21 protein-coding genes and 2 pseudogenes are annotated in these 26,788 nt (G+C 69.4%); 7 read left to right on the top strand and 16 right to left on the bottom strand.

Going from position 1 to position 26,788, the window contains the following annotated elements; translation table 11 throughout:
- Positions 1–226, bottom strand: a 226-nt coding sequence (locus tag J7F03_RS03600; protein WP_214947164.1) for a hypothetical protein, incomplete at its 3' end; no start/stop codon positions are given.
- Between the two features lie 459 nt (positions 227–685).
- Between J7F03_RS03600 and J7F03_RS03595 the strand changes: the two genes are divergently transcribed.
- Both J7F03_RS03595 and J7F03_RS03590 read left to right on the top strand, forming a co-directional pair.
- Entirely contained in the window at positions 686–1,225 is a 540-nt protein-coding gene (locus J7F03_RS03595; RefSeq protein WP_214947166.1) for a transcriptional regulator, read from the top strand.
- The gene (locus J7F03_RS03590) at positions 1,222–2,508 is read left to right on the top strand and encodes an MFS transporter (protein WP_214947163.1); all 1,287 of its coding nucleotides are present in this window, start codon (positions 1,222–1,224) and stop codon (positions 2,506–2,508) included. Before J7F03_RS03595 ends, J7F03_RS03590 begins: the two co-directional genes overlap by 4 nt.
- A 49-nt stretch (positions 2,509–2,557) precedes the next feature.
- On the opposite strand, the pseudogene J7F03_RS03585 reads toward J7F03_RS03590, so the two are convergent.
- Positions 2,558–2,986, bottom strand: a pseudogene (locus J7F03_RS03585) (recombinase family protein); the annotation flags it as partial.
- 270 nt (positions 2,987–3,256) lie between these two features.
- Here J7F03_RS03585 and J7F03_RS03580 point away from each other — a divergent pair.
- Positions 3,257–3,514, top strand: a complete 258-nt coding sequence (locus J7F03_RS03580) for a hypothetical protein (RefSeq protein WP_214947162.1) — start codon at positions 3,257–3,259, stop codon at positions 3,512–3,514.
- Here the strand turns inward: J7F03_RS03580 and J7F03_RS03575 are convergent.
- From J7F03_RS03575 to J7F03_RS03560, 4 genes are all read right to left on the bottom strand, one after another.
- On the bottom strand, positions 3,511–5,673 hold the full coding sequence (locus tag J7F03_RS03575) for an NACHT domain-containing protein (protein ID WP_214947161.1): 2,163 nt from the start codon (positions 5,671–5,673) through the stop codon (positions 3,511–3,513). The two genes, J7F03_RS03580 and J7F03_RS03575, sit on opposite strands and share 4 nt — an antisense overlap.
- A gap of 89 nt (positions 5,674–5,762) precedes the next feature.
- Positions 5,763–6,173 carry a DUF6262 family protein gene (locus tag J7F03_RS03570; protein ID WP_214947160.1) on the bottom strand — a complete coding sequence of 137 codons (411 nt, stop codon included), beginning with the start codon at positions 6,171–6,173 and terminating at the stop codon, positions 5,763–5,765.
- Positions 6,163–8,496, bottom strand: a complete 2,334-nt coding sequence (locus J7F03_RS42250) for a tyrosine-type recombinase/integrase (RefSeq protein ID WP_308379003.1) — start codon at positions 8,494–8,496, stop codon at positions 6,163–6,165. Before J7F03_RS42250 ends, J7F03_RS03570 begins: the two co-directional genes overlap by 11 nt.
- Complete coding sequence (locus J7F03_RS03560) at positions 8,493–9,494, bottom strand: tyrosine-type recombinase/integrase (protein WP_214947159.1); 1,002 nt, start codon at positions 9,492–9,494, stop codon at positions 8,493–8,495. Before J7F03_RS03560 ends, J7F03_RS42250 begins: the two co-directional genes overlap by 4 nt.
- Before the next feature lie 189 nt (positions 9,495–9,683).
- On the opposite strand from J7F03_RS03560, the pseudogene J7F03_RS03555 reads away from it, so the two are divergent.
- A pseudogene (locus tag J7F03_RS03555) lies at positions 9,684–12,831 on the top strand (Tn3 family transposase).
- A 301-nt stretch (positions 12,832–13,132) separates the two neighbouring features.
- Here J7F03_RS03555 and J7F03_RS03550 read toward each other — a convergent pair.
- Positions 13,133–13,807: a hypothetical protein gene (locus J7F03_RS03550; protein ID WP_214947158.1), complete on the bottom strand. Its 675-nt coding sequence runs from the start codon at positions 13,805–13,807 to the stop codon at positions 13,133–13,135.
- 229 nt (positions 13,808–14,036) lie between these two features.
- Positions 14,037–14,807: a hypothetical protein gene (locus J7F03_RS03545; RefSeq protein WP_214947157.1), complete on the bottom strand. Its 771-nt coding sequence runs from the start codon at positions 14,805–14,807 to the stop codon at positions 14,037–14,039.
- Between the two features lie 761 nt (positions 14,808–15,568).
- Here J7F03_RS03545 and J7F03_RS03540 point away from each other — a divergent pair.
- The 3 genes from J7F03_RS03540 (at position 15,569) to J7F03_RS03535 (ending at position 18,209) form a co-directional block, all read left to right on the top strand.
- On the top strand, positions 15,569–16,642 hold the full coding sequence (locus J7F03_RS03540) for a recombinase family protein (RefSeq protein WP_214947156.1): 1,074 nt from the start codon (positions 15,569–15,571) through the stop codon (positions 16,640–16,642).
- Between the two features lie 314 nt (positions 16,643–16,956).
- Positions 16,957–17,220 (top strand): hypothetical protein, encoded by a 264-nt coding sequence (locus J7F03_RS40745; RefSeq protein WP_251071371.1) that lies wholly within the window; start codon positions 16,957–16,959, stop codon positions 17,218–17,220.
- Positions 17,217–18,209: an MFS transporter gene (locus tag J7F03_RS03535; RefSeq protein WP_251071370.1), complete on the top strand. Its 993-nt coding sequence runs from the start codon at positions 17,217–17,219 to the stop codon at positions 18,207–18,209. Before J7F03_RS40745 ends, J7F03_RS03535 begins: the two co-directional genes overlap by 4 nt.
- A 465-nt stretch (positions 18,210–18,674) precedes the next feature.
- Here J7F03_RS03535 and J7F03_RS03530 read toward each other — a convergent pair whose 3' ends face one another.
- The 8 genes from J7F03_RS03530 to J7F03_RS03495 form a co-directional block, all read right to left on the bottom strand.
- Complete coding sequence (locus tag J7F03_RS03530) at positions 18,675–18,962, bottom strand: hypothetical protein (RefSeq protein WP_214947155.1); 288 nt, start codon at positions 18,960–18,962, stop codon at positions 18,675–18,677.
- 119 nt (positions 18,963–19,081) lie between these two features.
- Positions 19,082–20,953 carry an ABC transporter ATP-binding protein gene (locus J7F03_RS03525; protein ID WP_214947154.1) on the bottom strand — a complete coding sequence of 624 codons (1,872 nt, stop codon included), beginning with the start codon at positions 20,951–20,953 and terminating at the stop codon, positions 19,082–19,084.
- A gap of 85 nt (positions 20,954–21,038) precedes the next feature.
- Positions 21,039–21,356: a helix-turn-helix domain-containing protein gene (locus tag J7F03_RS03520; protein WP_308379001.1), complete on the bottom strand. Its 318-nt coding sequence runs from the start codon at positions 21,354–21,356 to the stop codon at positions 21,039–21,041.
- A 60-nt stretch (positions 21,357–21,416) separates the two neighbouring features.
- A complete protein-coding gene (locus J7F03_RS03515) occupies positions 21,417–22,475 on the bottom strand; it encodes a hypothetical protein (protein ID WP_214947152.1) in 1,059 nt (352 codons plus the stop codon).
- Positions 22,472–23,095: a flavoprotein gene (locus tag J7F03_RS03510; RefSeq protein ID WP_214947151.1), complete on the bottom strand. Its 624-nt coding sequence runs from the start codon at positions 23,093–23,095 to the stop codon at positions 22,472–22,474. The genes J7F03_RS03515 and J7F03_RS03510 overlap by 4 nt, the downstream gene beginning before the upstream one ends.
- Positions 23,092–24,084 (bottom strand): LLM class flavin-dependent oxidoreductase, encoded by a 993-nt coding sequence (locus J7F03_RS03505; RefSeq protein ID WP_214947150.1) that lies wholly within the window; start codon positions 24,082–24,084, stop codon positions 23,092–23,094. Before J7F03_RS03505 ends, J7F03_RS03510 begins: the two co-directional genes overlap by 4 nt.
- Positions 24,081–25,433 (bottom strand): pitrilysin family protein, encoded by a 1,353-nt coding sequence (locus J7F03_RS03500; RefSeq protein ID WP_214947149.1) that lies wholly within the window; start codon positions 25,431–25,433, stop codon positions 24,081–24,083. The genes J7F03_RS03505 and J7F03_RS03500 overlap by 4 nt, the downstream gene beginning before the upstream one ends.
- Positions 25,430–26,713: a pitrilysin family protein gene (locus J7F03_RS03495; RefSeq protein WP_214947148.1), complete on the bottom strand. Its 1,284-nt coding sequence runs from the start codon at positions 26,711–26,713 to the stop codon at positions 25,430–25,432. Before J7F03_RS03495 ends, J7F03_RS03500 begins: the two co-directional genes overlap by 4 nt.
- Positions 26,714–26,788 lie beyond the last annotated feature (75 nt).

Below are 26,788 nucleotides of genomic sequence, written 5' to 3'. Positions count from 1 at the left end.
GCAAACGGAATGTGTGCCAGAGCCCGGTTCTCGTGAACAAAGCCATCTCGGAGAGTTTGAGCAGGGCGTCGGCGGCGGGGAGGTCGCCCTGGAGGCGGCGGGCCAGTGCCGACGCGGAGGATGAGATCGCCTCGCAGGCCCGACTAGACGCGGTCCTCCAGAACCCCTGGAACCGTACGTCGGCCTGCAGCTTCTCCCGATACGGCCCGGCCTTCTCCTTCATCACGTCCCAGACGTGCCTCAGGGCGCCGCGGACGGTCTGGATCCGCTGCCACTCCGGGTGTGAGTAGTCGCGGTACAGAAAGTGCCGCTGAGATTGATCTTGCTGGAGTGGACTGGACCTACTTCGCCGGCGCTTCGAGGTGACGCGGTACGGCGCCGACGCGCAGCTCGCACAGGTCCGGGATGTGGTTGTAAGCGGTCGAGCGAGGGGACCACGAGGGTGTCGCCCGCGTCGGTCCTGAGGGGGCCGGGTGGCCCGTAGGAACGGATCTTCAGAAAACGAAGGTTTCTTGACGACTCAAGGACTCGGGCGGTGCGGATGAGCTTCCGCGACAGGCGGAGCGAAGGCGCCCGGGTGCGGGTTGAGCGAGGTCGAGAAGGAGAGTGCAGGAACGAAGGCCTCACGTACCGGACAGCCGAAAACCCCTTGCCCAATGGTCAAGAAGTGTTGACCATTGGGTGCATGCCTACCGATGATCTTCCCGAGACGTTCCACGTCACCACTGACGACCAGCTACGCGCCGTTTCCAATCTCACGCGTCACCGGATCATGGCCGTCCTCCGCTTCGAGCCCGCGACGATCACGCAGATCGCCGAACGAGTGGGCCTTGCGAAGGGGAGTTCCAGCTACCACGTACGGCTGCTCGAACGGGCCGGCCTGGTGAAGGTGGTACGAACGCGGAAGGTCCGGGGGGTCACCGAGCGGTACTACGCAATGGCCGCGCGGGCGATCGTGCTGCCGGATCCGGGCGAGGGAGGGCCGGATGTGCTGATGCGGCATGCGGTGGCGGACCTGGAGGCAGCGCCGGTGGATGGCGAGCGGCACGTACGGATGGCGCATCTGCGGCTCACCGAGGAGCAGTTCGCGGAGCTGGGGGCGCGGCTGCAGGCACTGGCGGACGAGTACCGGGAGCTGTCCGATCCGTCGCTGCCGGACGCGTCACTCGTCTTCGCACTGTTCCACCCGGCATCGCGCGAGCAGGCCGAAGGGGATGCCGAATGACCTCAGACGTCCGGAAGTTGCCGACCGGGTTCGGACGGCTGTGGACTGCGCAGACGGTGTCCTCGCTCGGTGACGGGGTGTCGCATGCCGCGCTGCCGCTGCTCGCGTTGACGTTGACGCGGGATCCGATGGCGCTCGCCGTCGTCACGGCCGCCGGAACGCTGCCGTGGCTGCTCTTCGGGGTGCTCGGCGGTGCGCTGGTGGACCGCTGGGACCGTCGGCGCACGATGTGGGTCACGGACGCGGCGCGTGCGGTACTGCTCGCGATACCGGCGGCAGCGGCCGCGCTCGACGTGCTGAGCATTCCACTGCTCGCGGCCGTCGCCTTCCTGCTCGGCCTCGGCGGACTCTTCTTCGACACGGCCGCCACGGCCTATCTGCCGGATCTGCTCGGCCGTGACCCCGCACTCCTGGAGCGCGCCAACTCCCGCCTGCGCGGCACCCAGACCGCCGCGTCCGGCTTCGCGGGGCCGCCCGCGGGCAGTGCGCTGCTCGCGCTCGGGCGGGCGGTTCCGCTGCTCGCCGACGCGGTGTCGTTCGCGCTCTCCGCACTGCTCGTACGGTCGCTGCCCGCCGCGCCCCGGCCTACCGGAGGCGCCCGCGAGTCGCTGCTTCGGCAGGCGCGGGCCGGGGCCTCGTACGTCTTCCGGAATCGGTTGCTGCTCGGGCTCGCGCTCCGCCCGGCGGTCGGGAACATCGCCTTCCTCGCCGTGGAGACCGTACTCGCCCTCTTCGCGCACGACCGTCTCGGCATCGACACCTTCGGCTTCGGCCTGCTCCTCACGGCGGAGGCCACCGGCGGTCTGCTCGGCGCGGGCATCGCCTCCTTCCTCGGCCGACGACTCGGCACCGGCACCGCACTGACCTGCACGGCCGCAGTCGAGGGACTCGCCATCCTGGGCCTTGCCGCCGCCCCGAACCCGTACGTCGCCGGCCTCGCGCTCGCCGTCTGCGGAGCGGGCATGGGCGCCACGATGGTGCTCGGCCCCTCCCTCCGACAGGCGATCGTCCCCGCCCACCTGATGGGCCGGGTCGCCTCCACCTCCCGCATGCTCGCCATGTGCGCCGCCCCGTTCGGCGCCTTCCTCGGCGGCTGGCTGGCCACCACCTACGACGTACGCACCCCGCTCTACACTGCCGCCGGCCTCCTCCTCACCATGACCGCCGTCACGTCGACCATGACCAGCAACCGCCGGGTCGAGGCGGCGCTGCGTGCCGCCGCCCCGGCCGATGATCCAGATCACCCGGAATCCCGGGATCCCGTTCAGGAGGGTGCCATTTAGGCTCCGCGAGGTCGTTGAGGCAGTGCCAAGCCCAGCTCGGCGTTCCTGGGGCATGACCCAGATCGCACACCATGAACTTCACCGTGGACAGCAGCTCGCCGGTGCGTGGGTGGCGGGCGGTGAGGTCCATCGCGGAGAACGCGCCGTCGTGGATGCGCAGGGCGAGGCGGTCGCGGTGGAGGACATCGAGCACGTCGAGGATGTGTCCGGTGCCGCGGACGAGGCGGAACATCTCGGAAATGTGCACCATGTCGCCCGGCCGTGCGTAGGTGAGCAGCTCGCTGAACTTCGGGCGTTGCAGCGGGTGGAGGCGGCTGGAGGTGCCGGCTTGCTCCTCGAAGACGACCGGGTCCTCGATCCCGGCCTCGGCGAGGACCAGGTCCTGACGGTCGGTCGACTGCTGGTCGGTCGACACCCGCTTGTAGACCAGGCTGACCCGGCCTTGGGGACCAACGGAACAGCCATTAGCGCTAAGCACTTGATCTTGATTGTTTAGCACGGGTGATCGGTCCTGTGCGGGGGTTCGGCGGAAGATCCTCGATCACTTGTGGGGCGTGGCTACCGTCCGCCGCATGCCGGTGGAATTTTTGACTGATGAGCAGGCTGTTATCTGGACGCTTTGCGCTCGATATCCATGTTGAACTGGTCTTTTGTGTGGATGACAGTGTCAGCCACGTCTCCCTAGAGTTGCTCAGATGTCACCGACGCTGATGCAGCTGGCACGGCACGAAAGGGAGGATCCACCCGCATGACCAACCCACCGTCGGCCGGGCTCCTGTACACGCTGCTTGTGGTGGAGCGGCCCGAGACGTGGCAGCGGGCCACGATCGTGCGCGAGTGGCAGCGGTTACGCAGTACGGCTCACGAGTTCAACTACTGCGAGGGCTATGACCATCACCGCTGGTGGAACCAGGTGCGGCACTTCGACGCCCCCGACGAGACCGCCGAACAGGACCGGATCCGCCGGTTCACGGATGTCGGGCCGTACCCCGAGACGAGCGATTAGGACCTGTCTGGGCGATCACGTACGGGGCCAGAGGACCAAGGCTGCTGCGGTGGCGGTGCCGCCAGGTGGCGTTGGAGATTGAGGTGGCGGAACTGGTACACGGCTCCCGCCTGTCGCAGGACCCTGCGGTGCTCGTGTGCATCGGCAAGAAATCCCATCAGGCGCCAGGGCGCTTGCCCCAGCACCGCCAGTGGGAGGCGTACCACCAGGAATCTCCACCACACCGCGTAGACACACCCGACCCAGAGGCCGATCACAGGCGTAACCATCAGCCCCCACCAGAGTCCGTCCCTGAGGCCTACGTCGTGAAAGGCCTTGAGAACGATCAGCAATGCGAGGGCAACTGCGCCAAGGGATCCGCTCAGCAGGGCGGTGATCCAGAAGGCCCGGCGGTCCTGGGCCAGTACTTGCCGCGGCCCGACAGCGGTGGTCGGGTCGGGCGGCACCGTAATGATGCTTTCCCAGAGCCAGGCGCCGAGGCCTCCCACGAGTGCTGCTGCGAATCCGAGCCGAAGCCCGACTCTGATGGTTACCAAGAGCCCGACGACCAACGCGGCTGTCACGGCCATGGCGGCCGCTGTTCGGTCTGGCAGGAAGAAGACTCCCGCGGTAGGGGGTCGATCTTCTGTATACGCGCGAGAGCGGATGCCGATCCCGACCCCTACTCCGAACGCTGGCCCGACCAGGACGGCCGCCGCGATTCCGGTCTCGAGCCCGATGGCCACGGCACCTGTAAATCCGGCCGCGAGCCCCGTCATGAGCGCCGCCGTACACCCCCACACCCTCGCCAGCAGCTTGCTCGGGAGGGCATTGTGCAGCTGCCACCAGGCCAGGTCCGGGGTACCACCTCGGGTGTACTCCAGATGGCTGGCAAGGAACTTGAGAGTGCGTTCAGCTTGCTCAGCCTTCCAGCGGGTTGGAGGGCGGTAGGCAGCAGGGATGAATGCGGCGAACAGGTGGGATTCGATGGCCACCCTCGTGGGGAAACGCTGTGGGTCGAGGAGTTCATCGGGGTGAGCAACGTCGGCGAGGCGCTCGCCGGGGCGGGGGTTGTAGATGGTGCGGGCCAGGAAAAGCCCGAGTGGGGTGCTCAGCGCCAGTGCGGCGGGGGCCTCGGTTCCCAGGAGGGCGACGACCTGGTGCCAGCGCGCCGTGGCTGCGGCGCCAGGCATGCCGGCATCTTCCTGCAAGCAGGCGGTGACCTGCGCATCATCGAGAGGAAGAAGACGAATACCGGCGGCCCCGTTCAGAGTCACACCGAACCCATCGGAGCGATGGAGCGCGTCGCAGTACTCGGTGGTGCGGCTGGAGAGCACCAGAGACTGCCTGAGCGGTAGGGCGCTGTTGATCGCTGCCAGCGCTTGAGGGCGAAGTGCCTCAGGAAGCTCGTCCAGGCCATCGAGGACCGGCAGGATGAGCCGGTCCCTTAGCAGGGCGTCAGCCAGGTTGCTATTGCTGGGCCGTTCCAGGTCGTCGTGAGCAGGGGCACGGAGTGCACGGTGGTCCCGAGTGAGCTGGTCAGCCATCCAGGCATAAAGGTCCTGCTGGCCCGGGTCCCAGGAAGCCAAGGAGAACAGGACTGGCACTGGGGCGCCGGGTTGGCGATCTTCGATCAAGGCGAGCAAGAGAAGGACCAGGAGCACGGTCTTGCCCGCACCGGGCTCGCCGAGGACGACCATACGGCGGGTGGGAATGCGTTCGCGGAACACCTGGTAGATCTCACCGCCGCGACCGGCCAATCCCTCGGGGCCTGCTGCCCAGCGGGCGGGGTCGCCAGGAGGTCCTCCGGGCCAGTTCTCGGCAAGATCAAGCAGGCTCGACCACGGCTGAACCAGCTCCGCACCTGCAGAGGTCCAGGAGAGCGACAACGGCTGAGGATCGTTCAGGCCGCGCACCCGTGCCTCCTGCTCCCATTGCCTCCTTACGGCCTCCGTAAGCCTGTCGGCCAACTGCACCAGCGGTGTAGAACTCTGGGTGACCTTTCCTGGACGAAGACTGGCCCACAGCACCGCCGGCAGGGTCACCAAGGCGACGAGCAGACTAAGGCCCGTCAGCAGATCTTCGTCGGTCTTTACCCCGTGGCGGTAGTGCCACACCAGTCCCGCCATCACGAGTACTGCCCACGCCGTCCCCAGCCCCATCAGCACACGTCGCTTCACGCGCCGATCATCCGGGATCCAGGGTGGCTCTCCCGGGATTTCGCGAGGGCATGACTAGGTCTTCTTACTCGTGATCGCCCGGACAGGTCCTAGCGGCGTGGGGTGGGGATGCCTCGGCGAAGGTCGCGGAGCTGTCCGAGGGCGACGGCGAGTTCGTTGCGGAGTCGTTCGTTCTCCTCGTTCAGTTTGCGGTTGGCGTCCCTCAGGGCTCGCACCACCGTCTCGTGTGACTTGGTCGTGATCCGCTGCTGGTCGGGCAGGGCCGGCCGCCCCGTGGCGGGCTGCTCGTTCACGAGGTCTCGCAACCTGGCCAGCAGCGGGGCTTGGGCGTCGTCATAGAGAAAGGTCCTGGAGACCCCGGCCCGCGCGGCGACCCCGGTGATGGTCACGGCTCCGCCGTCGCGGTCCAGGGCCTCCAGGACAGCTTGGACGCGTTCGATGCAATCCAAGCGGCGGCGTTGTGCGGCCTTAGCCAGGTGGGATGAGTTGTCAGCCCGCATCTGCTGCCTCCTTCGTCTTGCCCCGGCCGCCGGAGAGGTCGTTCGGCGCCGGAGCGAGTCCGTTGTTCTCCTGGTCGGTGATGCGTGCGATGACGTGTTCGACCGCGGTGGCCAGGCCGGCGTTGACGTCGGCAGTGCGGGAACGGCCGGCGGCAGCGGCCCCGGCTTGCAGCTCGCGGGTGCGGGCGAGGGTGTCATGGTGGATGGGCAGGAACTGCCGGTCGCTTTGGAAGTCGTCGCAGAAGTAGCAGCCGTCGGCTGCGGTCTTGGGGCAGGGGCGGGAGATGTGCCGTCCGCACCAGCCGCCAGCGACCGCGTGGAGGCGACGCCCGATCTTCTCGGCGAGCCACTCGACGCCGGACAGGTCGCTGTCGCGGTGGATCTTGACGGCCTCGCCCTTGAGGTTGAAGCGGACTTCGTACTTCTCCTCGTACTCGCGGCGAAGCGTGTCGTCCGCGATGCGTGAGTAGTGCTCCTGCATCGCCCAGGAGGTGTGCCCGAGGACCTCGCGGATGGTGCGTCCGGACACGCCCGCGTTCGCCATTCTGGTGCCGAGCGTGTGCCGGAACTGATGCCAGCTGACGGCAGCGGCGTCGCCGTTGGAGTCGATGAGGCGAATGCGCTTCAGCCAGGCGTCGAATCGGGTGTCGACGGTGCCGTAGGGCATCGGGTACTTTCCGTCCGGGTTCCCGCTGACCTTGGGGAACAGCCACTGGCAGGCACCGCCGAACCGTTCCCGGACCCGGCCGTGCTGTTCCCGGATCGCGTCCACCACCACGCGGGAGGCGGGGATGGCCCGGAAGCTCTTGTCCTTGCTCTTGTAATGGACCAGCGCCCAGCGACCGGACGGGGTCTTCTTCAAACAGTCGGTCTTCAACGTGAGTGCTTCGCTGATGCGCAGGCCCTCGTCGCGGCAGATCATCACCAGTGTGCGGGTCTCGGGGTCGAGCAGGGCCAGGTTCTCCTCAGACTCGATCTGCTCCATCAGGTGCTCGTCGATGAAGTTGGCCTTCAGCCCGCGCGGCCGCGGGTATTCGTCCGGGTGGATCCGGGCGTCGGCCGGCAGCGTGGGCTGCCAGTCGTAGCGGCGCCATGTTTCGAGCATCGTGGAGACCGCCGACAGCAAGCGGCTGCGGCTGCCCGGAGCCAAGGGCTGGCCGAAGTACGGCCCCTTCTTCTCCACCGTCCTGCGGCCGACCCAGCCGATGTAGGACTCCAGCAGCGGCCGGTCCAGCACCGCCGGATCGTTCTGCCGGTCGGGGCGGGCTTCCGCGATAAGCTGGGAGAAGAGGACGAAGTCGTGGAGGTTGCGCGCGGCCGTCCGCAGTTCCGTGCGCGCGAGCCGCAGCCGCAGGTAGCGCTTGACCGTCTGCCTTAGCCAGGGCTGGGTGATGCCGGTGAAGTCCAGCGGGGCGACGCGCTGCCGCTCCTCGATGCTGTAGCCGAGCCGGTCCGGGCGCCACACGTCCCTGTCCCACTCCTCGGCGGGTCTTTCGAGGTCGCCGAGGGCCTCTAGCAGGTCGGTGAAGAGCTGCGGGACGGTGGTGTAGTTCAGCGACAGGTGGCGCCAGTGGTGGGCCGGACGGTCCCGCACCGAGGAGACGTCCTCGGCAATGACGGTGTTGACGGCGCGGATCCAGGAGCTGGGGACCACCTTGGAGCGTCGCTGGTCGGTGCGGAGCTGGAGCAGGTACTGGAACTCCAGCGCTGCCAACGGCGGTAGGCCCGCGACGGAGAAGCTAGGGACGTTGCGGAGCGTCAGCTCGGCGGGCAGCGCGTCCAGCGGAGGCCGCCCGACCTTCGTCCAGCGGTGGTGGTGCCCGTCGCATAAGCCGTTGCGGCTGATCTCGTAACCACAGTCAGGGAAGCCGCACCTGCCAGACACCGGACGAGAGAGTTCCGGAGCCGCGGCGGCGTACTCGCGGACGCTGATGCGCCGGCCCCGCGAGTGCAGTCCGTTGAGGTCGGCCAGGTGCAGGTCACACAGGCCTGAGAGTCCGCCGGAGTACCGGCATCCGCTGACCAGGCACGAGGCCACGTCCAGGCTGAGCCCGGCCGGCCAGTTCGCCGGGTCCGCGATCCAAGCCTCGCGCTCGGGCCGGCCGGCCTTCCTCCAGGCTGCGTCGTGTGCGGCGCACAACCCGTGCGAGGCGTTCTTCCTCACGCACGTAGTGATCACGCACGGCGTCGGGGCCAGGCAGTGCCCGGCGGGCGGCACGAAGCGCTCGACTCGGAACTCCGGCCGCACCACGCGGAGGAGGGCCGCGGTCCGCGGATCTCCGGGGAACGGGACGACGGCGGCCAGGCGGCCGTCGGCGCTCACCACGAGCCCCTGAAGCCGACCCGGTCCAGCTCGTCGGCCAGGTCGTCCGCGTCCAGGTGGCCGTAGGTGTCCGCCGTGGTGTGGACCGAGCGGTGCGTGAGCAACTCACTCGCCACTTCCAGCCGCACGCCCGCCCGCAGAAGCGCGGTCGCGTGAGTGTGCCGGAACAGATGGGGGTGAAAGTCGACTCCTGTGCGTCGTCGCAGCCGCTTGACCAGGCTCATCGCCGCCCAGTACCCCATCGGCGTGCCGATGGTGCCGTTCCACAGGTTCACGAACACGTAGTCGCAGTCCAACTCGCCGTACTCGGCGAACAGGTAGTCCGTGTAGAGGTCGAGCAGCGTCTGACGGACGGGGATCTCCTTCGGGTCGCGGCTCTTGCCGCGTGCGCGGTTGGCGTTGTCCTCACGGGGCCGCAGCGTGAGCGTCCGCCGGTCCGTGTTGATGTCCTCATGCCGAAGCCCCAAGGCCTGCCCGACCCGGCAGCCTGTCTCGAACATCAACGCCATCAGTAGCCGATCCCTCAACCGCTCGCACGCATCGAGGATCCGCTGCACCTCAGCGTCCGTAAGCGTCGTTGGCGGCCGCTTGGCCTGCTTCAGCCGCGTCGGCCGTGCGGTGACCTGTCGCTCGGCGATGCCGGCGAGGAATCCGCCGTGGTCGCCGATCGAAGTCGCCCGGCGATGCGTCAGCTGGGCTCCCATACCGATGCCGCGGCGACCAAGAAACCCGTAGAACATGTAGACGCTGTCCAGCGCGCGGTTCACCGTTGACGGCTCCCGGGCCGGACCATCGGCGTCCGCCGATCGTAGCTGCCCCGGATGGACCGGACGCCGCAACCACCCGGCGAACTGGTCCACCTGCTCGGGGGACGCCGCCAGCAGGTCGACGTCCAGGAGCTGAAGGAAGACCAGCCACGCCTTCAGGTCGAAGGCACGGGCCCGCAGGGTGTTCGGTGAATGCTCCCGGTCGGTGCACAGGGCGAGGTAGTCGTCCACCATCTCGACCACCCGTCCCTCGCCGTCCACGACGGTGTACGTCTCGTGGCGCATCCCCGTCCCCACGACCCGTCGCACGTGCATATCAGCCCCTCCGCGCCCAGTGGATCCCTGGATGGAGCAACGACCGTCGCGGACAACGGTCACAGGCGAGTGTCAGCGACAAGGGCGGACACCAGGTTGGGCACCATGTGGCGTACGTCCCTGACGCTGTCGGACTGGGTACAGATAAAAGCTGAGGCGTACGGGAAGTTCGCTGAGGAGCCGACGAGACCCGAGCTGGAACGCTTCTTCTTCCTCGATGACGAGGACCGGAAGCTGATCGCGAAGCGGCGCGGTGACCACAACCGCCTCGGGTTTGCTCTCCAGATGTGCACAGTTCGCTACGTCGGGCTGTTCCTGGAGGATCCGTTAGCCGTGCCGTGGCCGGTCGTTGAGCACCTGGCCGAGCAGCTGGGGATCGGGGATGTCTCCAGCATCAAGCGGTATACGGAGCGGCAGATGACACCGTACGAGCACGCGTGGGAGATACGTGAGACCTACGGCTATCACCTGTATGAGGACCACGAGTGGGGCCGGAAGTTCCGGGCGTTCCTGCACGGGCGGGCGTGGACGGCGCACTCGGAGGGGCCGAAGGCGCTGTTTGACCACTCGGTGGGCTGGCTGCGCCGGAACCGGGTGCTGCTGCCTGGGGTGAGCGTGCTGGCCCGGCAGGTCGCCGAGGTCCGCCAGATCGCGGAGCACCGGCTGCACACCACGGTCGCCAAGGAGGTCCGGCGGGCGGACGCGGCGCTGCCCGTGGACCTGGTGGCCACGCTCAAGACCCCGGAGGGCAAGCGGTTCTCGGAGCTGGAGCGGATGCGCCGGCCTCCGACACGGACCACGGGCACCGCGCTGAAGGGCGCGTTGCAGCGGGTCGAGGACATCAGCGCGTTCCAGCTCGGGCGGGTGAAGCTGGACAAGATCCCGCCGAACCGGCTGTCCGCGCTGGCCCGGTACGGGCTGGGCACCAAGGCGCCGAAGCTGGAGCGGACCCCGGAGCCCAAGCGCACCGCGATGCTCACCGCGGTGATGCGGCATCTGGAGGCGAAGGCAATCGATGACGCGCTGGACCTGTTCGAGATCCTGATGGCCACGCGGCTGATCAGTACGGCGAAGCGGTCCACGGACAAGCAGCGGCTGTCGACACTGCCACAGCTGGAGAAGTCCTCGCGACTGGTGGCGAAAGCGGCGAAGGTGATCATCGAGGAGCTGGAGCTCATTGAGGAGACCGGCTGCGATGTGGACGTGAAGGCGCTGTGGAAGGCGTTGGAGGAGGTCGCGCCGAGGGCGGCACTGTCCAGCGCCGCGGCCACGGTGGTGAGCCTGGTGCCGGAGGACGACGACACGGCCGAGACCGCGCTGCGCAGTGCGCTGGCGCTGCGCTACAACACGGTCAAGCCGTTCCTGTCGCTGCTGGGCGAGTCGAAGGCGCTGGATGCCGCGACGGGCGGGATGCGCGTCCTGATCGGGGTAAAGCGGCTCCCGGCACTGTCGCGGCGGAAGGTGAGCGAGAAGCCGTTGCTGCCCCGGGAGATCGACGACAAGCTGGTGCCGCCGCACTGGCGCAAGGCGGTGTACGCGAACAGCGAGCTGCCGGAGGGCGCGGTCGACCGGGACGACGTACGTGGTGTGGGTGCTGGAGCAGCTGTTCCGCGCGCTGAGGCGCCGGGACATCTTCGCCTCGCCCTCGCACCGCTGGTCCGACCCGCGTGCCCGCCTGCTGAAGGGCAAGGCGTGGGAGGCCGTGCGTGAGGACGTCCTGGTGGGCCTGAGCCTGACCGAGGACGCCGAGGAGCACCTGGGGGAACTCATCGAGGTGCTGGATGCTACGTGGAAGCAGATGGCCGAGCGGTTGGCGGAGGCCGGCGACGACGCGAAGATCAGCATCGAGGTACAGCCCAACGGGCGCGCGAAGCTGAACGTGGAGAAACTCCACGCGCTCGGCGAGCCGAAGTCCCTGAACTGGCTGCGCAAGCGGGTCGAGAAGATGCTCCCGAAGATCGACCTGCCGGACCTGCTCTTCGAGGTGCACGCCTGGACCGGGTTCCTGGACGCCTTCGTGCACCTGGGCGACGGCAAGACCCGCATGAAGGACCTCACCACCTCGATGGTCGCACTTTTGGTGAGCGAGGCGTGCAACATCGGCATGACCCCGGTCATCAACCCGGGCTACGAGGCACTCACCCGCTCCCGCCTCGTACACGTCGACCAGTACTACCTGCGCGCCGACACCATCGCTGCGGCGAACGCCGCGCTGATCGAAGCCCAGGCCCAGGTGCCGATCGTGCAGTACTGGGGCAAGGGCCTGCTCGCCTCCGTCGACGGCCTGCGCTTCGTCGTCCCCGTCCGCACCATTAACGCCGCCCCCAGCCCCAAGTACTTCGCGAAGAAGAAGGGCATCACCTGGCTGAACGCGATCAATGACCAGGTGATCGGCATCGGGCAGATGGTGGTGCCCGGCACCCCGCGCGACTCCCTGTTCATCCTGGATGCGCTGCTGAACCTGGACGGCGGGGTGAAACCGGAGATGGTCGCCACCGACAACGCCTCGTACAGCGACATGGTGTTCGGCATCTTCAAGATGCTCGGCTACCGCTTCTCCCCGCGTTTCAAGGACCTGGAAGACCAGCGGTTCTGGAAGGCGGCGATGCCCGGCGCCGAGGCGGCGGGCGGGTACGGGCCACTGGAGGCCATCGCCCGGAACAAGGTGAACGTGAAGAAGGTGATCACGCACTGGCCGGACATGCTGCGGGTGGCCGGCTCCCTGGTCACCAACCAGGTGCGCGCCTACGACCTGCTGCGGATGTTCGGCCGCGAGGGCCATCCGACCCCGCTCGGGCAGGCGTTCGCCGAGTACGGGCGGATCGCCAAGACCCTGCACCTGCTCGCTGTCGTCGACCCCATGGACGACACCTACCGGCGCCAGATGCACAAGCAGCTCACCGTCCAGGAGTCCCGCCACAACCTCGCCCGGAACATCTGCCACGGGAAGAAGGGCACCATCCATCAGGCGTACCGGGACGGGATGGAAGATCAGTTGGGCTCGTTGGGTCTCGTTTTGAACGCCGTGGTGCTGTGGACGACCAGGTACATCGACGCGGCCGTCGCCCAGCTCCGTGCGGAGGGGCATGAGATCCGGGACGAGGACGTGGCGCGGCTGTCCCCGCTCAAGCACAAGAATTTGAACGTCCTGGGCCGCTACAGCTTCACCGCCTCCCAGCCGGGCAACGGGCTGCGGCCGCTGCGAGACCCGGACGTCCCCGACCTCGACGACGAGGACGGAGCGGAGGACTGACCGCGGTCAGGGACGTCCCCGAGTCGTCGTGGCTGGGGACGTGATCAACAGAGCGTCGCCGCTGGCCATGGCCACGGAGCCGGTATCGGGGCCGTAACAGCGGAAGAGGTGGTGACGCCTTCGCGTACCGCTCTGCGCGGCGGGCCCGGTAGGCGGCCTGGCGGCAGGCAGTTTCTCCTGCTCTCTTGCAGAGTCTCGTTGTGGGATGAGGAATCTGCAGTCCGGGGCGGCCGCTCTACTGCGCCGGGGCGAGACCGCATCAGCACATCCATCCGACAGCGCTTAGCTACGGTTGACCGTTTCAGATTCCGATGACCCTCGCCCCGAGCGCTGCGGCAATCCCCCCAAGAGCGTTGACCATAAAGTCACGTACCGTGGCGTGGTCCTGTAACGGTGGCGGCACCTGCGTCACGGCGCCGACTCCATATGTCGGATCTTCCAGGGCCGCCTCTAGATCGCGGGTCATACGCTCGACTACCTCAGCCAGCGTCAGGGTTCTTGTACCTGTGGCCTGGTCGGTGACCTGCCCTGAGATCGTCGATTCCCAGTCGATCGCGGGCTCGCCGCGCTCGGGGAGGTAGCCGTTGACCAGCACGAGGTCAGTACCGCCAGAATATTCCCAATGCCCCATTGATGATCGTTCAATATGATGACGTAGTTCGTTGAATTCCCTGGGGTGGAAGTACCAGTCGCGTGCGAAGGCCCACCCAGCAGGTCGAGCGCCGGCCTCAGCCTCGAACCGACCCCCTTCTGTCGACCTGTAGTAGCCGGGGAAGAAAAGATCCCACGTATCTCCGGTCCGATGGTCGAAGTACTCTCCGCGTCCGTCGAGCATGCGCATCGCGTCGCAGTCCGGGTGCGCGAAAAGGAAGGCGAGAACGAACGGGCCGCCACGCCATGTAGCTCCTACGGACTCCTCGTACTCCTGCTGCATTTTGGCACGGGTCGCGGACAAGATTTCTTGGCTGCTTGCCATACGCCGCCGATGTTTCTTGGCTAGGCGCCGCCGAGTAGCCTCGGCCTCGTCGCGCAGTGTTCGCTGACGTGCACGGAGCTGACCCATCACTGTCCAGGCCCGAGAATTTTCCTCCCAGGATGTTGCTGGCAACATGTCTCAGATCCTTGGTCTTGCAGGGCTGCGTATAAGCAGTTAGCAAAAAGGCTGCGGCGTTGTGCGACGTCCGCTGGCTACCGACTTTCTCTGCTTACTCTCCACGGATGGCTCCCACACCCTCCATGACTTGCCCGATACCGAGAGTCGTCGATGAGAGTGCGCCCCATGATCGCGTCTCCGCCGAGACCTCAAAGGGAATCAACCCCGCGCCCAGCGCAATGTCGGCAATCGAGATAGCACTGCCAGCGACTACCTTGCCGAGTCCTGTCCACCATTTGCGTTTCCGCTGTTGGATCGGCGGCTCCTCCTGTTCAGATCGAGCCGCCGCCTGGTGTTCTTGGCGCGCCCCATCGAGACGTTCGGCTAGATCTCGGAGCTGTTGGCTGACAGGGACTTCGGTGAGGTAACCGGTTCGTTTCTGACTGAAGATCTTGACGGCACAGATCAAGGCGGGCAGATGGGCGGCAACGCGCGGAAAGCCGAGTGCGGACAGTATCTCCGCTTCGACACTCGGGAGGTGGTCGGCACGTAGTCCAGAGGCCAGGTCGGCGAAGTATTCGTCCATGACCTCCATGAGTCCAGCGTCTTCCGCCAATCTGTTCTGGAAGTGGACGCCGCGACTCGCGTTTCCGATGATGTTTGCCAGCGCGTCCAACGTGAACGTCTCGTAGATGTCCTCGTCCCGTCGCATGGCGTCGTGGATATAGTTCAATGCCTGGTGAGCCTCACGCAACTGGTCGAGCGTCCGGCCGACCTCATCCTCAAAGTGATGTCGGAGTATGCGCCGTGTGAGTGGGAGGCGTGGTTCAACGTATGTGTCGGCGAGATACCGCAGAAAGGCATCGAACTCGTCGTCTGTCACCAGGGTTCCCTTCTCAACTCGCAGTCTTGGAGCTCGCCTGGGGTTGTAGGCCGAGAACCATCGCCAGAGGCCCACCAAACCACCAGAACGGTCTCATCATGCTCACGCACTGTCATGGAACGTCGCAGGGACACACCACAGGATCAGTCAGTCCCGGCAGGTAATCACCTCGTCCTGACAAGTAGGATCCGCTTTTCCGACTGCCCGGCACGTGTCTCCTCCGGGTGCGAACAGGCGATAGGGCAGCGTGCTGGTTCCTACGCTCGTAGAGTTGGTGTTCTTCAATTCGGGAGGCTGGGAGTCGGGGGCTCCAAACATGAGCCGGTGATCCCCGAGAGGATGCCGATCCTGGTCGACGACGATCTGCGGTTCGAGGATGGTCCTGGGGCGCCGGGGTTGCTGATGGCCGTCAACCGGTGGCTGCGGGAGCTGCCGCCAAACGGGTGCCCGGAGCCAAGTTCGTTGCGAATCCCGACACCGCCGCAGTGTCCCACCGGGCCCGGCCCCGCCACAGAGGACGTCACCCTCCTCGCGGTGGGCGGGGACATCGGAACGAAAACCGGCGCTACGGCCAGCCGCCGGGGGCTACCTCCGGCCACGGGTGTCACGCACGATCATTCTCATAAATGGTCCTTTGCCCGAGCAAGATCAATTAGGGCCGCACGGAGATCGCGAAGCGCCGGTTCGGTTCGCAGAACCCGTTCTCACCCAAAGGTGGGTTCGGGGTACTTCTGAGAATCGTTTGTGACAGCCTCGGAGGCGTGACAGCCCCTCAAGAAGCCTCCCCGAGCGACGCGGACAACGTCGAGCGCCACCCCTGCCCGCGCTGCACGGCCGAGCCCGGCTCGCCGTGCCGCTCGCGCTCCGGTGCGGTAGCCGGTACCTACCACACCGGCCGCTTCACCAAGGTGCCCCGGCTCGCCAAGCTCCTGCGCGTGCCCACCCCCGCCGACCGCGGCCCCGGCCAGCCCTGGCGCCCCGGCACCCCCGTCCCGCCCGCCCTCGCCCCCGACACCCCGAGCGCCGACATCCGCATCGGGTACGCCCGGTGCTCGACGCTCACCCAGGAACTCCAGTCGCAACTCGATGCCTTGGCGAAGCACGGAATCCCACGCGACAAGGTGTTCTCCGAGAAGATCAGCACCCGGGTCCGAGTCCGCCCGCAGTTCGAGGCGGCGCTCGCGCTCGCCCGGCAGATCAAGGCCCACGCCCCGCACTGCCGGGTCATCTTCACCGTGTACGAGATGAAACGCCTCGGACGCGACGCCGCCGAACTCACCGCACTCGCCGACCACCTCACCGCCCACGGCCTGGTCCTAGAGATGCTCGCCGGACCCCTGCCCGGGATGTATGACCCCAGCGGTCCCGGACGGCTTCTGTTCGCGTTCTTCGCGGCGATGGCGGAGACCGAGCGGGAGAACATCCGGGAATCGACCCTCGAAGGGCTCGACGCCGCGGCCCGCAAGGGCAAGCACGGCGGCCGGCCACCCGTCATCACCGACGACATGCTGCACACCGTGCTGCGGCGCCGCGCGAACGGCGAATCGGTCGAGGAGATCCAGCCCGACCTGATCATCCCCACCGGCAAACGCAAGGGCCAGGCCCCCAGCGTCGCGAGCATCTACCGCGCGCTCGCCGAACACGAGAAGAAGGAGGCGTACCCCGAAGCCGTCGAGGCGGCGCATGCCGACTTCGCCAACCTCCAGGACGCCAACGACATCCCCCGCCCCCGCCGAGCCCGTATCCGACGCCCGGACGACCGGGTCACGGCCGAAGAAGCCGACCTTCGTCGACGGCTCCAGGCCCAGGTCCTCCAGAGCACGGAGACGGAGTAGCCAGCAAGATCAAGTGCTTAGCGCTAATGGCTGTTCCGTTGGTCCCCAAGGCCGTGACCGTGCCGCTCCCCGTTGTGGTGGTCGCATCCGACCCTAGCTGTCCGCAAACCCTGTCATCAGCTTTCATCGGATCTGATTGGATCTGCGCCGCCGTCTGCCCCCAGGAAGTCGGGGTTCATTGGACGCCTGCCGCGCCTGTCGTCATTCGTTCGTTTGCCGACACGGCCTTCGGGGATGGAGCACTCGTCGCAATCGGGGCACGCGATCTTGGTGCAACTGTGGCGGGTTCTGCGCCCGCTGCTAGCCTGCCGTCCGTGATCAAGAGCAGCCTGGCAGGCCGAATAGGCCGCATGGCGGGGGACAGCAGGCCGGAGCGCGTGCTGATTGCCGCCAGTTTCGCCAACCGGGTCGGCAACGGTCTGTTCAACGCGGCGTCGGCGCTCTATTTCACCTTGGTCGTGGGCCTGCCCGCGGTGCAGGTCGGCGCCGCGCTCACCATCGCCGGAGTGATCGGCTTGTGCGCCGGGATACCCGGGGGGGGAATCTCGCCGACCGGCGCGGGGCGCGCACGATCATGATGCTGGCCCTCGCGGTCCAGGCGATGTCGATGGCGGCCCTCGTCCTCGTCGAGAGCTGGGCCGCGCTCACGATCATCGCGACGGTCGACCAGATCGCCGCGGCGGCCGGTGGTGCGGCCTGGGGCGCTCTGGTGGTCCGGGTCGGGGGTGATCGCCCGGCCCTGTTCCGGGCGAAGTTGCGCACCTTCGTCAACCTGGGCGTCATTCTCGGAACGGTGGGTGCCGGGCTGGCGCTGGCCGCGGACACCCGTGGCGCCTATGTCACGCTGATCCTCGGCAACGCGGCGAGCTTCGCCCTGTGCGCTGTGCTTCTGCTCCTGCTGCCCCGCTATCCGGTGCTGGCAGCACCGCCGCAGCAGCGTCGCTGGCTCGCTTTCACGGACCGCCCGTTCCTGACGTTCACCGCCCTCTACGGGGCCATGGGACTGCAATACCCGGTGGTCTCCCTGCTCCTGCCGATCTGGATCTCCGAACACACCGAAGCGCCGCGCTGGACGGTGGCCGCATTGTTCGCCGTCAATGCCGCCTTCTGCGTACTGATGCAGACCAGGATCGGCTCCCGTATCGAAACCCCGCACGACGGTGGCAGGGCCTTTCGCACCGCGGGGCTGCTCTTCCTCGTCAGCTGCCCGATGATGGCGCTGGCGGCGTACACCCCGGTCTGGGCGGCAGCGGGATTGGTCCTGGCAGCGATCTTCGTCCATAGCCTGGCAGAGGTCTGGGAGTCCTCGGCGGGCTTCGCCCTGGGCTTCGGTCTTGCCCCCGACCATGCCCAGGGCCAGTACCAAGGTCTCCTCGGCCTCGGCTTCAGCGCGGGCCAGGCTCTTGCCCCCGCGATCCTCACCACGGTGGTGCTCGGCCTCGGCACGGCGGGCTGGCTGCTGCTGGCGGTGTTCTTCGCGGCGCTGGGTGCTGCCGGCCCATCTCTTGCCCGCTGGGGCATGCGGACCCGGCCGCAGCCGGGCATTGCTGCGGAAGTGACGGGATGACCAGGGAGTAGGTGTCAGGAGTCTTCCGCCTTGCGTGGAAAAGTGCGCGCGTGTGCATCGCGCTGCCGCTGGAGTAGTGACATGGCATGGGTGGTCAGGCCGCCTGGCCGTAGCCGCCCGCGCCGGGGCCATCGCCGCGCAGCGGACTGAAGTCGACGTCCAGGTGCGGGTCGTACGCCTCGGGCTGGAAGAAGCCAGGCCTGAGCCGTGACCACGTTCAAGCCGCGGAAGAGCGAGTAGCGCAGCGAGGCGCCATGCCAAAAAGAGGGCGCGAGGGCCTGTTATGGGACATGGGAGACGGGCGCGGACCCCGTCACCCGCTCGGGGTGACGGCCGGTGCGACGACCGCCCGAATGGTCCAGTAGTCAGGTGTCTCGCCAACTCCTCCATCGCGTAGGCCCCGGAGTCCCCGCGCGCGCTCGGGCCGGGCGCGCGCAGCTCGGTGCGCGCCCGGCCCGTGAGGGGTCACAGCTTGACGTAGAGCTCCTGGAAGGGCGTGAAGGGGAGCGCCTGGTAGCAGAAGTACGCGGTCCACCTGCCTTCCGCGATGCCCGCCTTGCCCGCTGTCTGGCAGGCGGCGGCCGTTCCGTAGAAGGAGGTCTCGTGGACGTAGCCCGCAGGGGGTGTGCCGAAGTCCGCCGAGGAGGCGGGGGGCTGCGGTGCGGGGGCGGCGCCGGCGTAGGGGGCGAAGCTCAGGGCGAGGGCTGCGGCCAGGAGCGTGGCGTGGAGCGTCCGCTTGGTTCGGGGGTGCATGTTTTCCTCTCGGGGTCCGTCGGTCGTTCGGGGTGTCGGGGCCTGGTGGGTGGAGACGTACGCCGTCCACTCGTCCCGGGCCACGGCCTTCGCGTCCCTCGTCTCGCACGAGGCGAGGGTCAGCCGGCGGCCACCGGGGTGGCGGCCGTCTCGCGGAGGGTCTGGGTCGCGACCAGGTCGCGGTACTGGGGGCAGCGGCGCATCAGGGAGCGGTGGTCCCCGGAGTCGACGACGGTGCCGGAGTCCATCAGGACGACGTGCCGTGCGTGGTGGATCGTGGAGAGCCTGTGGGCCACGACGATGACCGCGCGGTCCTCGGCGAGCGTGTCCAGGTCGTTGCGGAAGCGCTGCTCGTTGATGCCGTCGAGCTGGCTGGTCGGTTCGTCGAGGAGCACGATCTTGGCGTCGGAGAGCAGGGCCCGGGCGAGGGCCATGCGTTGGCGCTGGCCGCCGGAGAGGTCGGTCTCCCGGCCGAGCACGGTGTCCAGGCCGTCGGGGAGCGCGCTGATGGCGTCGGTGAGGTCCAGGGCGTCGAGGACGCGGGCGAGTTCGGCGTCCGTGGCGGGGGTGCGCCTGCCCAGCTGGAGGTTGTCGCGCGCGCTGGCCTCGATCAGGGTGAACTTCTGGTCGACGTAGGCGATCTGTCCGCGCAGGTCGGCCAGGGGCCAGGTGTCCTGATCGTGGCCGAGGACGCTGATGGTGCCGCCGGCGGGCCGTACGAAGCGGTCCATGAGGGTGAGCGCGGTGGTCTTGCCCGCGCCCGAGGGGCCGACGAAGGCGGTGAGGCCCCTGGCCGGCGCCTCGAAGGAGATCTTCCGCAGGGAGGCCGTGCCCGCGCCGGGGTGGGTGAAGGAGACTTCGCGGAAGGCGACGGCCGGGGCGGCCGGGTCCGCGACGGGGGCGGGGCCGGCGGTCGATCCGGTGGACTCGTCGGGGAGGGCGAGGAGTTCGTTGCAGCGGTCCCGGGCGGCGAGCCCGGCCTGGAGGCGGCCCAGGGCGTTGGTGAGGGTGGTCGCCGAGGGGATCGTCTGGAGGAGGTAGAGGAGGAACGCGGCGAAGTCGGCGGTCGCGAGGTCCCCGGAGGCGACGCGCGTGCCGCCGGTCAGGATGACGGCGATCATCGCGAACTGGTTGCCGAGCTGGGTGGCCGCCGGAACGATCGACTGGAGCCGGGCGCTGGTCAGGGATTCGCGCCGCAGTACGTCGGCGTCGTCGGCCAGGACCCGGGCGGCGAGCGGTTCGGCCCGGTTCGCCTTGATGGCGGTGAGCGCCTCGAGGTGGGAGGTGAAGCGCTGGGCGATCCGGCCGTTGGCGATCTGCTGGCCGGTGATGCTCGCCCTGAGGCGCCGGAAGGTCGCGGAGAGGACACCGGTGACCAGGAGCAGGGAGGCCAGGGTCACCAGCGTCAGGACCCAGTCGATCCAGGCCATGACGCCGAGCGTGGCGAGCACCGTGAGGACGGCGAGCGGGAACTGGGCGCCGACGTCGACGACCTGACGCAGTTGCAGGGCGTCCGAGGTGATCCGTGCGGTGAGGTTGCCGGTGCCCTGTGCGCGGACGGTCTGGAGCGGCAGCCGCAGGGTGTGGCCCATGAGGCGGTTGCGGACCCGGTACACCATCTGCTCGCCGGCACGGGCGATGAGGAAGGCCCCGCCGGCCATGGCCGCCGCCCCGCCCACGGCCGCGGCACACATCCACAGGGCGGGGGTGAGCAGCGACTCGTGCCGGGAGAAGCTGGTGATGACGTCCCGGGCGAGGAGGGGCAGGGCGAGGGAGGCGGCGGTCGCGGTCAGGGCCAGTACGAGGGCGGCGGCGAGTGGCCAGGGCGTGGTGGCGAGTTCCCGCAGGAGCCGGATGGGGTTGCCTCCGCCCCCGCCTCCGCCCCCGCCTCTGCTTCCGCCTACGCCTCCGTCCTCGACCGGTTTCGGTATCGGCTTCGGCTTCGGATTCGGCGACTGCGGCTGCGTTTGGTGCGGTGTGGGTTGCCTCATGGCGGGGTGCCTTTCGCAGGAGACGGGACGGCGTTCGGGTGCTTCCGGTCGTGCCGGTCGTGCCGGTTGTTCCGGTCGTCCGGGGTCAGATGCGGGTCCCGCCGGGTCTGCGGCCGGGTTCGCGGCGGTGCTGGCGCAGTGCGAGGTGGGCCTCGCCGAGCGCCGCCTTCAACAGCGTGATCTGGTCCAGGAGCCGGCGTTCGCGCTCGGCCTCCTCGGAGCGGCGGACGGGAGGGCGCAGGCCTTCGTGGCCGGCGCTGATGAACTGTCGGCGCCAGTTGGCGACGGCCTGCGGCGAGACGCCCGCACGCTGCGCGGCCTGGGAGAGGGTGATGCGCTTGCCCAGCAGGTCCAACACGAGGCGCGCCTTCTCTTGGGGCGGTAGGACGGGTTGCGGCGACACGGCATTCCCCCTGTGTGCTGCGTCTTCGGTCGGGCAGGAGCCCGGCAACGGTGCCGGGCCTCACGGGTCGGGCAGGGCGGTGTTCCCGTCGCTGTCCAGGAGGTCCGCGAGCATCGGGACGTACGTGTGGAGGCTGGCGTGCCAGCCGACGTAGTTGGCGAAGTCGTGGGCGTGCGTGGCGATGCGGACCACCGCCCCGGCGGCGACGACGTCCCGGTCCCAGCCGCCCGGGCCGTACCCCTCCAGGAAGGCCGTTGTCAGGCCGGGGAGGAGGGGCCGGGGTGTGGAGGCCAGTTCGGCGGTACGGCGGAACTCCTCGATCTCCCCCACGATCCAGCCGATGTCCGTCTCGGGACGGCCCCGGGCGGCTTCCAGGCCGGACAGCACGACGGCCGGCCGGCCGGGGCCGGGGTCGTCGGGCATCACGATGTTGCCGAGCGTCAGCCAGCCGTGCAGCACGGTGTCCGCGTCCGTCGCCCGCAGCAGGGTCTCGGTGAACTCGCGCAGCTTGGCGAGCCGGTCGGGACCGAGGCTGCTGCGCAGCCGGTAGTGGAAGCCGGCGCCCGCCCGGGTGCCGCGGCCGCCGTCGAGCCAGGGCTGGAACCGGGTCAGGCCGGGCGGCGGCGGGTACTCGCCGAGGTACGCGGTCACGGGCCGCGCGGTGTGCAGGACGCGCAGGCGGGCGCCGAGACGGCCGAGCATGGAGCCGACCGGGCCGTCCGGTTCGTCCGGGCCGTCCCTGCCGTCCTGCTCGGACGCGCCGTCCCCCGTGAGCAGGAGCCGTGCGGCGCTGCGGCTCCCGGCGGTGTCCCAGGTGCCGTGCTGCGCGTCGGCCTCCACGGGCGTCGCGAAGCGCAGCGCGTCGTCGGAGGCGGCGTGCGCCCGCGTCGTGAAGTCGTGCGGGACGGGCGGGTAGGGGGCCGGGTGGTTGCTGCCGCGGCTGTGGCTCCAGCGGACGGTTCCGTCGGGGAGCCGGGTGACGCGGGTGGTCTGGAGCCCGGTGCCGTACGTGGAGGTCTGCTGCCCGGCGTCGTACGCGGACGTCTGCCCGGCGCCGTACGCGGAGGTCTGCCCGGCGCCGTACGCGGACGTCTGCTGCCCGGCGCCGTACGCGCTCACGCGGCATCACCGCTGCTCGGCGCGGCCCATGCGCGCATGTCCTCCAGGGCGGTGAGGGCGTCGGGGAGGTAGGCGGCGCTGCCGATGCCCTCCTCGCCGGTGGACGCGCTGACCCCGTTCACGGGCGGCAGGACGGTGATGTTCTCCCTCGTGGACAGTTCGACCACGTGCCGCTGGTAGGCCGGGTTGAGGTGGCCGCCCGGCGGGAGCGACGGGCAGATCACGATGGGGGCCCGGGTGCACTGGAGCGCGAGGAGCACCGGCGTGTCCGCGAGGCCCGTCGAGAGACGGGCGATGAAGTGCATGGTCGCCGGGTGGACCAGTACGGCATCGGGCCATGCCGCGAGGTGCGTGTGCAGGGCGCCGTCCGGTTCGTCCGGCCAGGTGTCGACGGTCGGGAGCCCCCGGCCGCCCGTGGCGGCGACGGCGGTGGTCCCCACGAAGCGCCGGGCGGACCGGGTGATCACGCTGTGGACTTCGGTGTGCGGGTAGTGGGTGCGCAGCCAGCTCATCCAGGCCGGCAGGAGCATCGCCTGCATCCCGCCGGTGGTGATGTAGAGGAGTCGGCGGGCGCGGAACTCGGGTGCGGCCGCCGGGGAAGGGGTCGGCAGGACGGTCATCGCCGCTCACCTCGCCGGGCGAAGGCCGTGGTGATGGCGGCGAGGTCGCGGATCGCGGCGCCGGGCCCCTCGTGCATGTGCAGGCCGCAGACGTTGACGATCACGTCGTCGACGCCGGCGTCGTGGTACGCGGCCAGGGTGGCGGCGATCTGGTCGGCGTCGCCGGTCGCGAACAGGCCGTGCTCGATGACCAGTCGCGCTCCGGTGGCGGGGTCGGTGCGGTCGACGGGGATGCCGGCCTGGCGCAGCATGTCGGTGTAGTGGGGGGAGGACAGGTGCGGTCCGACGGCCTTGAGGGCGATCTGTCGCAGGTCACGGCCGGGCCGGGTGAGGGCGCAGTGGACGACGCTGGCGACGCGCGGGGGGCCGGGCCGGCCGGCGTCCCGGGCGGCCTGCGCCATGACGGGCAGGAGGCGTTCGCCGAGGTAGGACAAGGGGGTCAGCCAGGTGATGGCCCAGTCGGCGGCTTGCCCGGCCAGCCGTGCCATGGCCGGGCGCAGCACCCCGAGGCCGATTTCGACCGGCGGCGTGTCCATCGCGGAGAGTTCGACCCCCTCGGTCTCCCAGGGCCCGTCATCGCCGGTGGCGAGTTTGCCGTCGAGCAGGGTGCGCATCATGCGGACGTAGTGGCGGGCCGCCGTCACGGGCTTCTCGTACGGGGCCCCGTTGACGCGGCGCTGGAGTTCCTGGCCACCGGGGCCGATGCCGCTGATGTACGAGTGCCCGGACAGGGCCGCGATCGACCGGGCGTTGACGGCCGCGGTCATGGGGTGGCGCAGGGGCATGAGGGTGACGGCGGTGCCGAAGCCGATGTCGAGGCCCATGCCGGTCAGGGCGGCGAAGACGGTGTGGGTCTCGATGGTGAACGACTGTCCGAGCCACAGGCGGCGGCCGGACGTGTTCTCGGCGACCCGGGCGTAGGGCAGCACGTCCCCTATGTCCGCGGGCATGGCCGGGTACATGACGCTGATCGTGGGCAACGTGGTCATCCTTCGCTGCTGGAGGCGGGCGGGGTGGTGCGGCCGGATCCGGCGGACTCCCAGGGCCACGAGCCGGGCAGGCCGGCCGCGTCGGCGCAGACCGCGCCGCTGAAGCGGTCCGGGGCGAAGTGCGCGGCGGCGGCGCGGACATCGGCGGGGGTCAGGCGGGCGACGGCCCGCGGTACCTCGGTGAGTGCCGGCGGGAGGTCCTGGGTGACGGCCGCGGTGAGCAGGGAGGCGCGGCCGCTCTGGGAGCCCGCGTTGATCGCGTAGGCGCCGGTGACGTAGCCGCGGGCCGCGAGGAACTCCTCCTCGGTGGGGCCGGTGGCGGCGAACTCCTCGGTCAGGTCCCGCAGCAGCAGCATGGCCCGCGGGGCGTGGCGGGCGTGCACGTCGGCCTCGATGACCACGACGTCCCGGTCTACGTAGTCGGTGGCGGCCCGGCACCGGTAGGCCAGGCCGTCCCGTTCCCGCAGCACCGTGTTGATGCGGGAGGAGAAGCTGCCGCCGAGGACGGTGGCGGCGATCTGGTGGGCGGCGTAGTCCTCGATGCCGCGCCGGGGCGGGGCGGGCGCGACCAGGCGGATGCGTGCCTGCGCTTGGCCGGGGCGGTGGCCGGTCGTGATCCTGGGCGTCGGCGGGCCGGTGGGGCCCGGAGCGGTGCCCGGGGCGGGATCCTGGCCGCGGACCGTCCAGCCGGACACGGCGGCCGCGAACCGGGCCATGGCCTGCTCCGGCTCGGCGGCGCCGACGAGGGCGAGGTGGCCGCGGTGGGGGGAGACGAACCGGGCGAACGCCTCGGTGACGTCGCCCGGGGTGATGGCGGCCGTCAGAGCGGGATCCGGCGCCGGGTCCACGGCCGGCGGCAGATGCCCGTAGTACTGCGACCACATGAGGCGGGTGGCGTGCACGGAGGGCTGGGAGGCGGCCGCGGCGGCCTGTTGGGTGACCAGGGCGACGGCGCGTTCGACGGTACGGGCGTCGAAGGTGGCGTGGACGAGGTCGGCCAGGGTGTCCGCCATGAGGGACTGGAGGTCGGCGGTGGCGTGCAGGCCGAGCAGGAGCCAGTCGCGGCGGCGGCTCGCGGCGGCGATGCCGCCGGCCTGTTCGAGCCGGGCCGTGGCCGGGTGGAGGGACCAGCAGGCGGCCACGACGTCCGAGGCCGCCAGGTCGGCCGGGGTGTGCAGGGGCAGCCGCAGCGCGAGGCGGGCTTGGAGGAGCGGGACGGTGCGCAGGGGGGTGGCGGCCAGGCGCAGCCCGCCCGGGGTCCGGCTCGTGAGGACTTCCGGGGCGGGCACGGCGGCGGCGGCGGGGATCGCCGACACGGCGGACACGGCAGGCACGGTGTGTGCGCTCATCGGGCGGGCTCCTCGGGCAGCAGGGTGAGCAGCGCGCGTCCCGCGGGCGAGGACACGTTGGCCGCCGCGGCGGCGAGGTCGCCGTCGGTGAGGTCGTCGATGTTCCGGGCGAGGTCCTCGCCGATCGCGGCCCGGTCGAAGAGGAGCGCTCCGCGGGCGAGGAACCGTACGCGGTAGGCGATCGAGTCGAAGTCCCGGTAGAGGGCGGTTCGGGCACAGGCCACCGCACGCGCCGTCTCCGCTCCGTGGGCCGCTCCGCTCGCGACCTCCGCGAGGTGGCCCTTGACGGTCTCCTCGACCTCTCCGGCCAGCCCGGGGGCGTGGTGGGCGACGATGACGAAGGTGTCGGGGTGGGTGACGGCGAGCGGCCCGAAGTAGCCCGCGGCCGAGTCCACCTTCGCGCCGAGCGGGGTCAGGGCGGCGCGCAGCCGGGCGTGGCCGCCGGTGGTCAGCAGGTGGGTGAGCGCGACGTGGGCGGCGTACGCGCGCAGGTCGTGGCCGGCGTCGGGGAGGCGGGCGCCCAGCGCCAGCGCCGGCTGGGGGGCCAGCGGGTCGAAGCGGACGCCGCGCCGCTCCTGTTCGGGCAGCGGCTCGGCCAGGTCGGGCGGAGGTCCGGGGACGGTCCGGCCGGGTACGGCGCGGAAGGCCGTGCGGGCCTCGGCGAGGGCTTGCTCGGGGTCGAGGTCGCCGCACATGGCCAGGACGGCATTGCCCGGGGCGTAGTAGGTACGGAAGAAGGCGCCGCAGTCCTCGGTGGTCGCGGCGTCGAGGTCGGCCAGTTCACCGAAGCCGTTGTGGGTGTTCGCCCACCGCTCGAACATCACGCCGGGCAGCGCGGTCCACGGGAATCCGCCGTAGGGCTTTCCGGTGACCTGGAGGCGTATCTCCTCCTTCACCACGCTGCGCTGCGTGGCGAACTGTTCCGGGGAGATCGTCAGGAAGCCCATGCGGTCGGCCTCCAGGTCCAGCACCTTGCGCAGCGCGCCGGCGGGAACGACCTGGAAGTAGTCGGTCGAGTCGGGGAACGTGTTGCCGTTGACGATCCCACCGCACGCCTGCACGGCGGCGAAGTGCTCACCCGGAACGGTGTTGCGGGACCCCTGGAACATCATGTGCTCGAAGAGGTGGGCGAAGCCCGACCGTCCGGGTGTCTCGGTCCGGAAGCCGACCCGGTAGTTCACCGATACTCCGACCCCGCTGGCTCCTTCGACGCGCTGGGCCACGAGGCGCAGGCCGTTGTCGAGTGTCGTGTGATGGATGGCGTCCGCTGCGTCCGGCATACGGAGGATTACAGCCGCGTCGGCGCGGGGCCACCAACCATTACTTGAATGCCGTGGGAGAAACGGCCCAGCAGG

The sequence above is a fragment of the Streptomyces sp. ISL-43 genome (assembly GCF_018614195.1).
In the GTDB taxonomy this organism is placed as follows: Bacteria; Actinomycetota; Actinomycetes; order Streptomycetales; family Streptomycetaceae; genus Streptomyces.
Note: the sequence above shows the minus strand (reverse complement) of the source record. Positions and strands in the feature narration are given on the sequence as shown.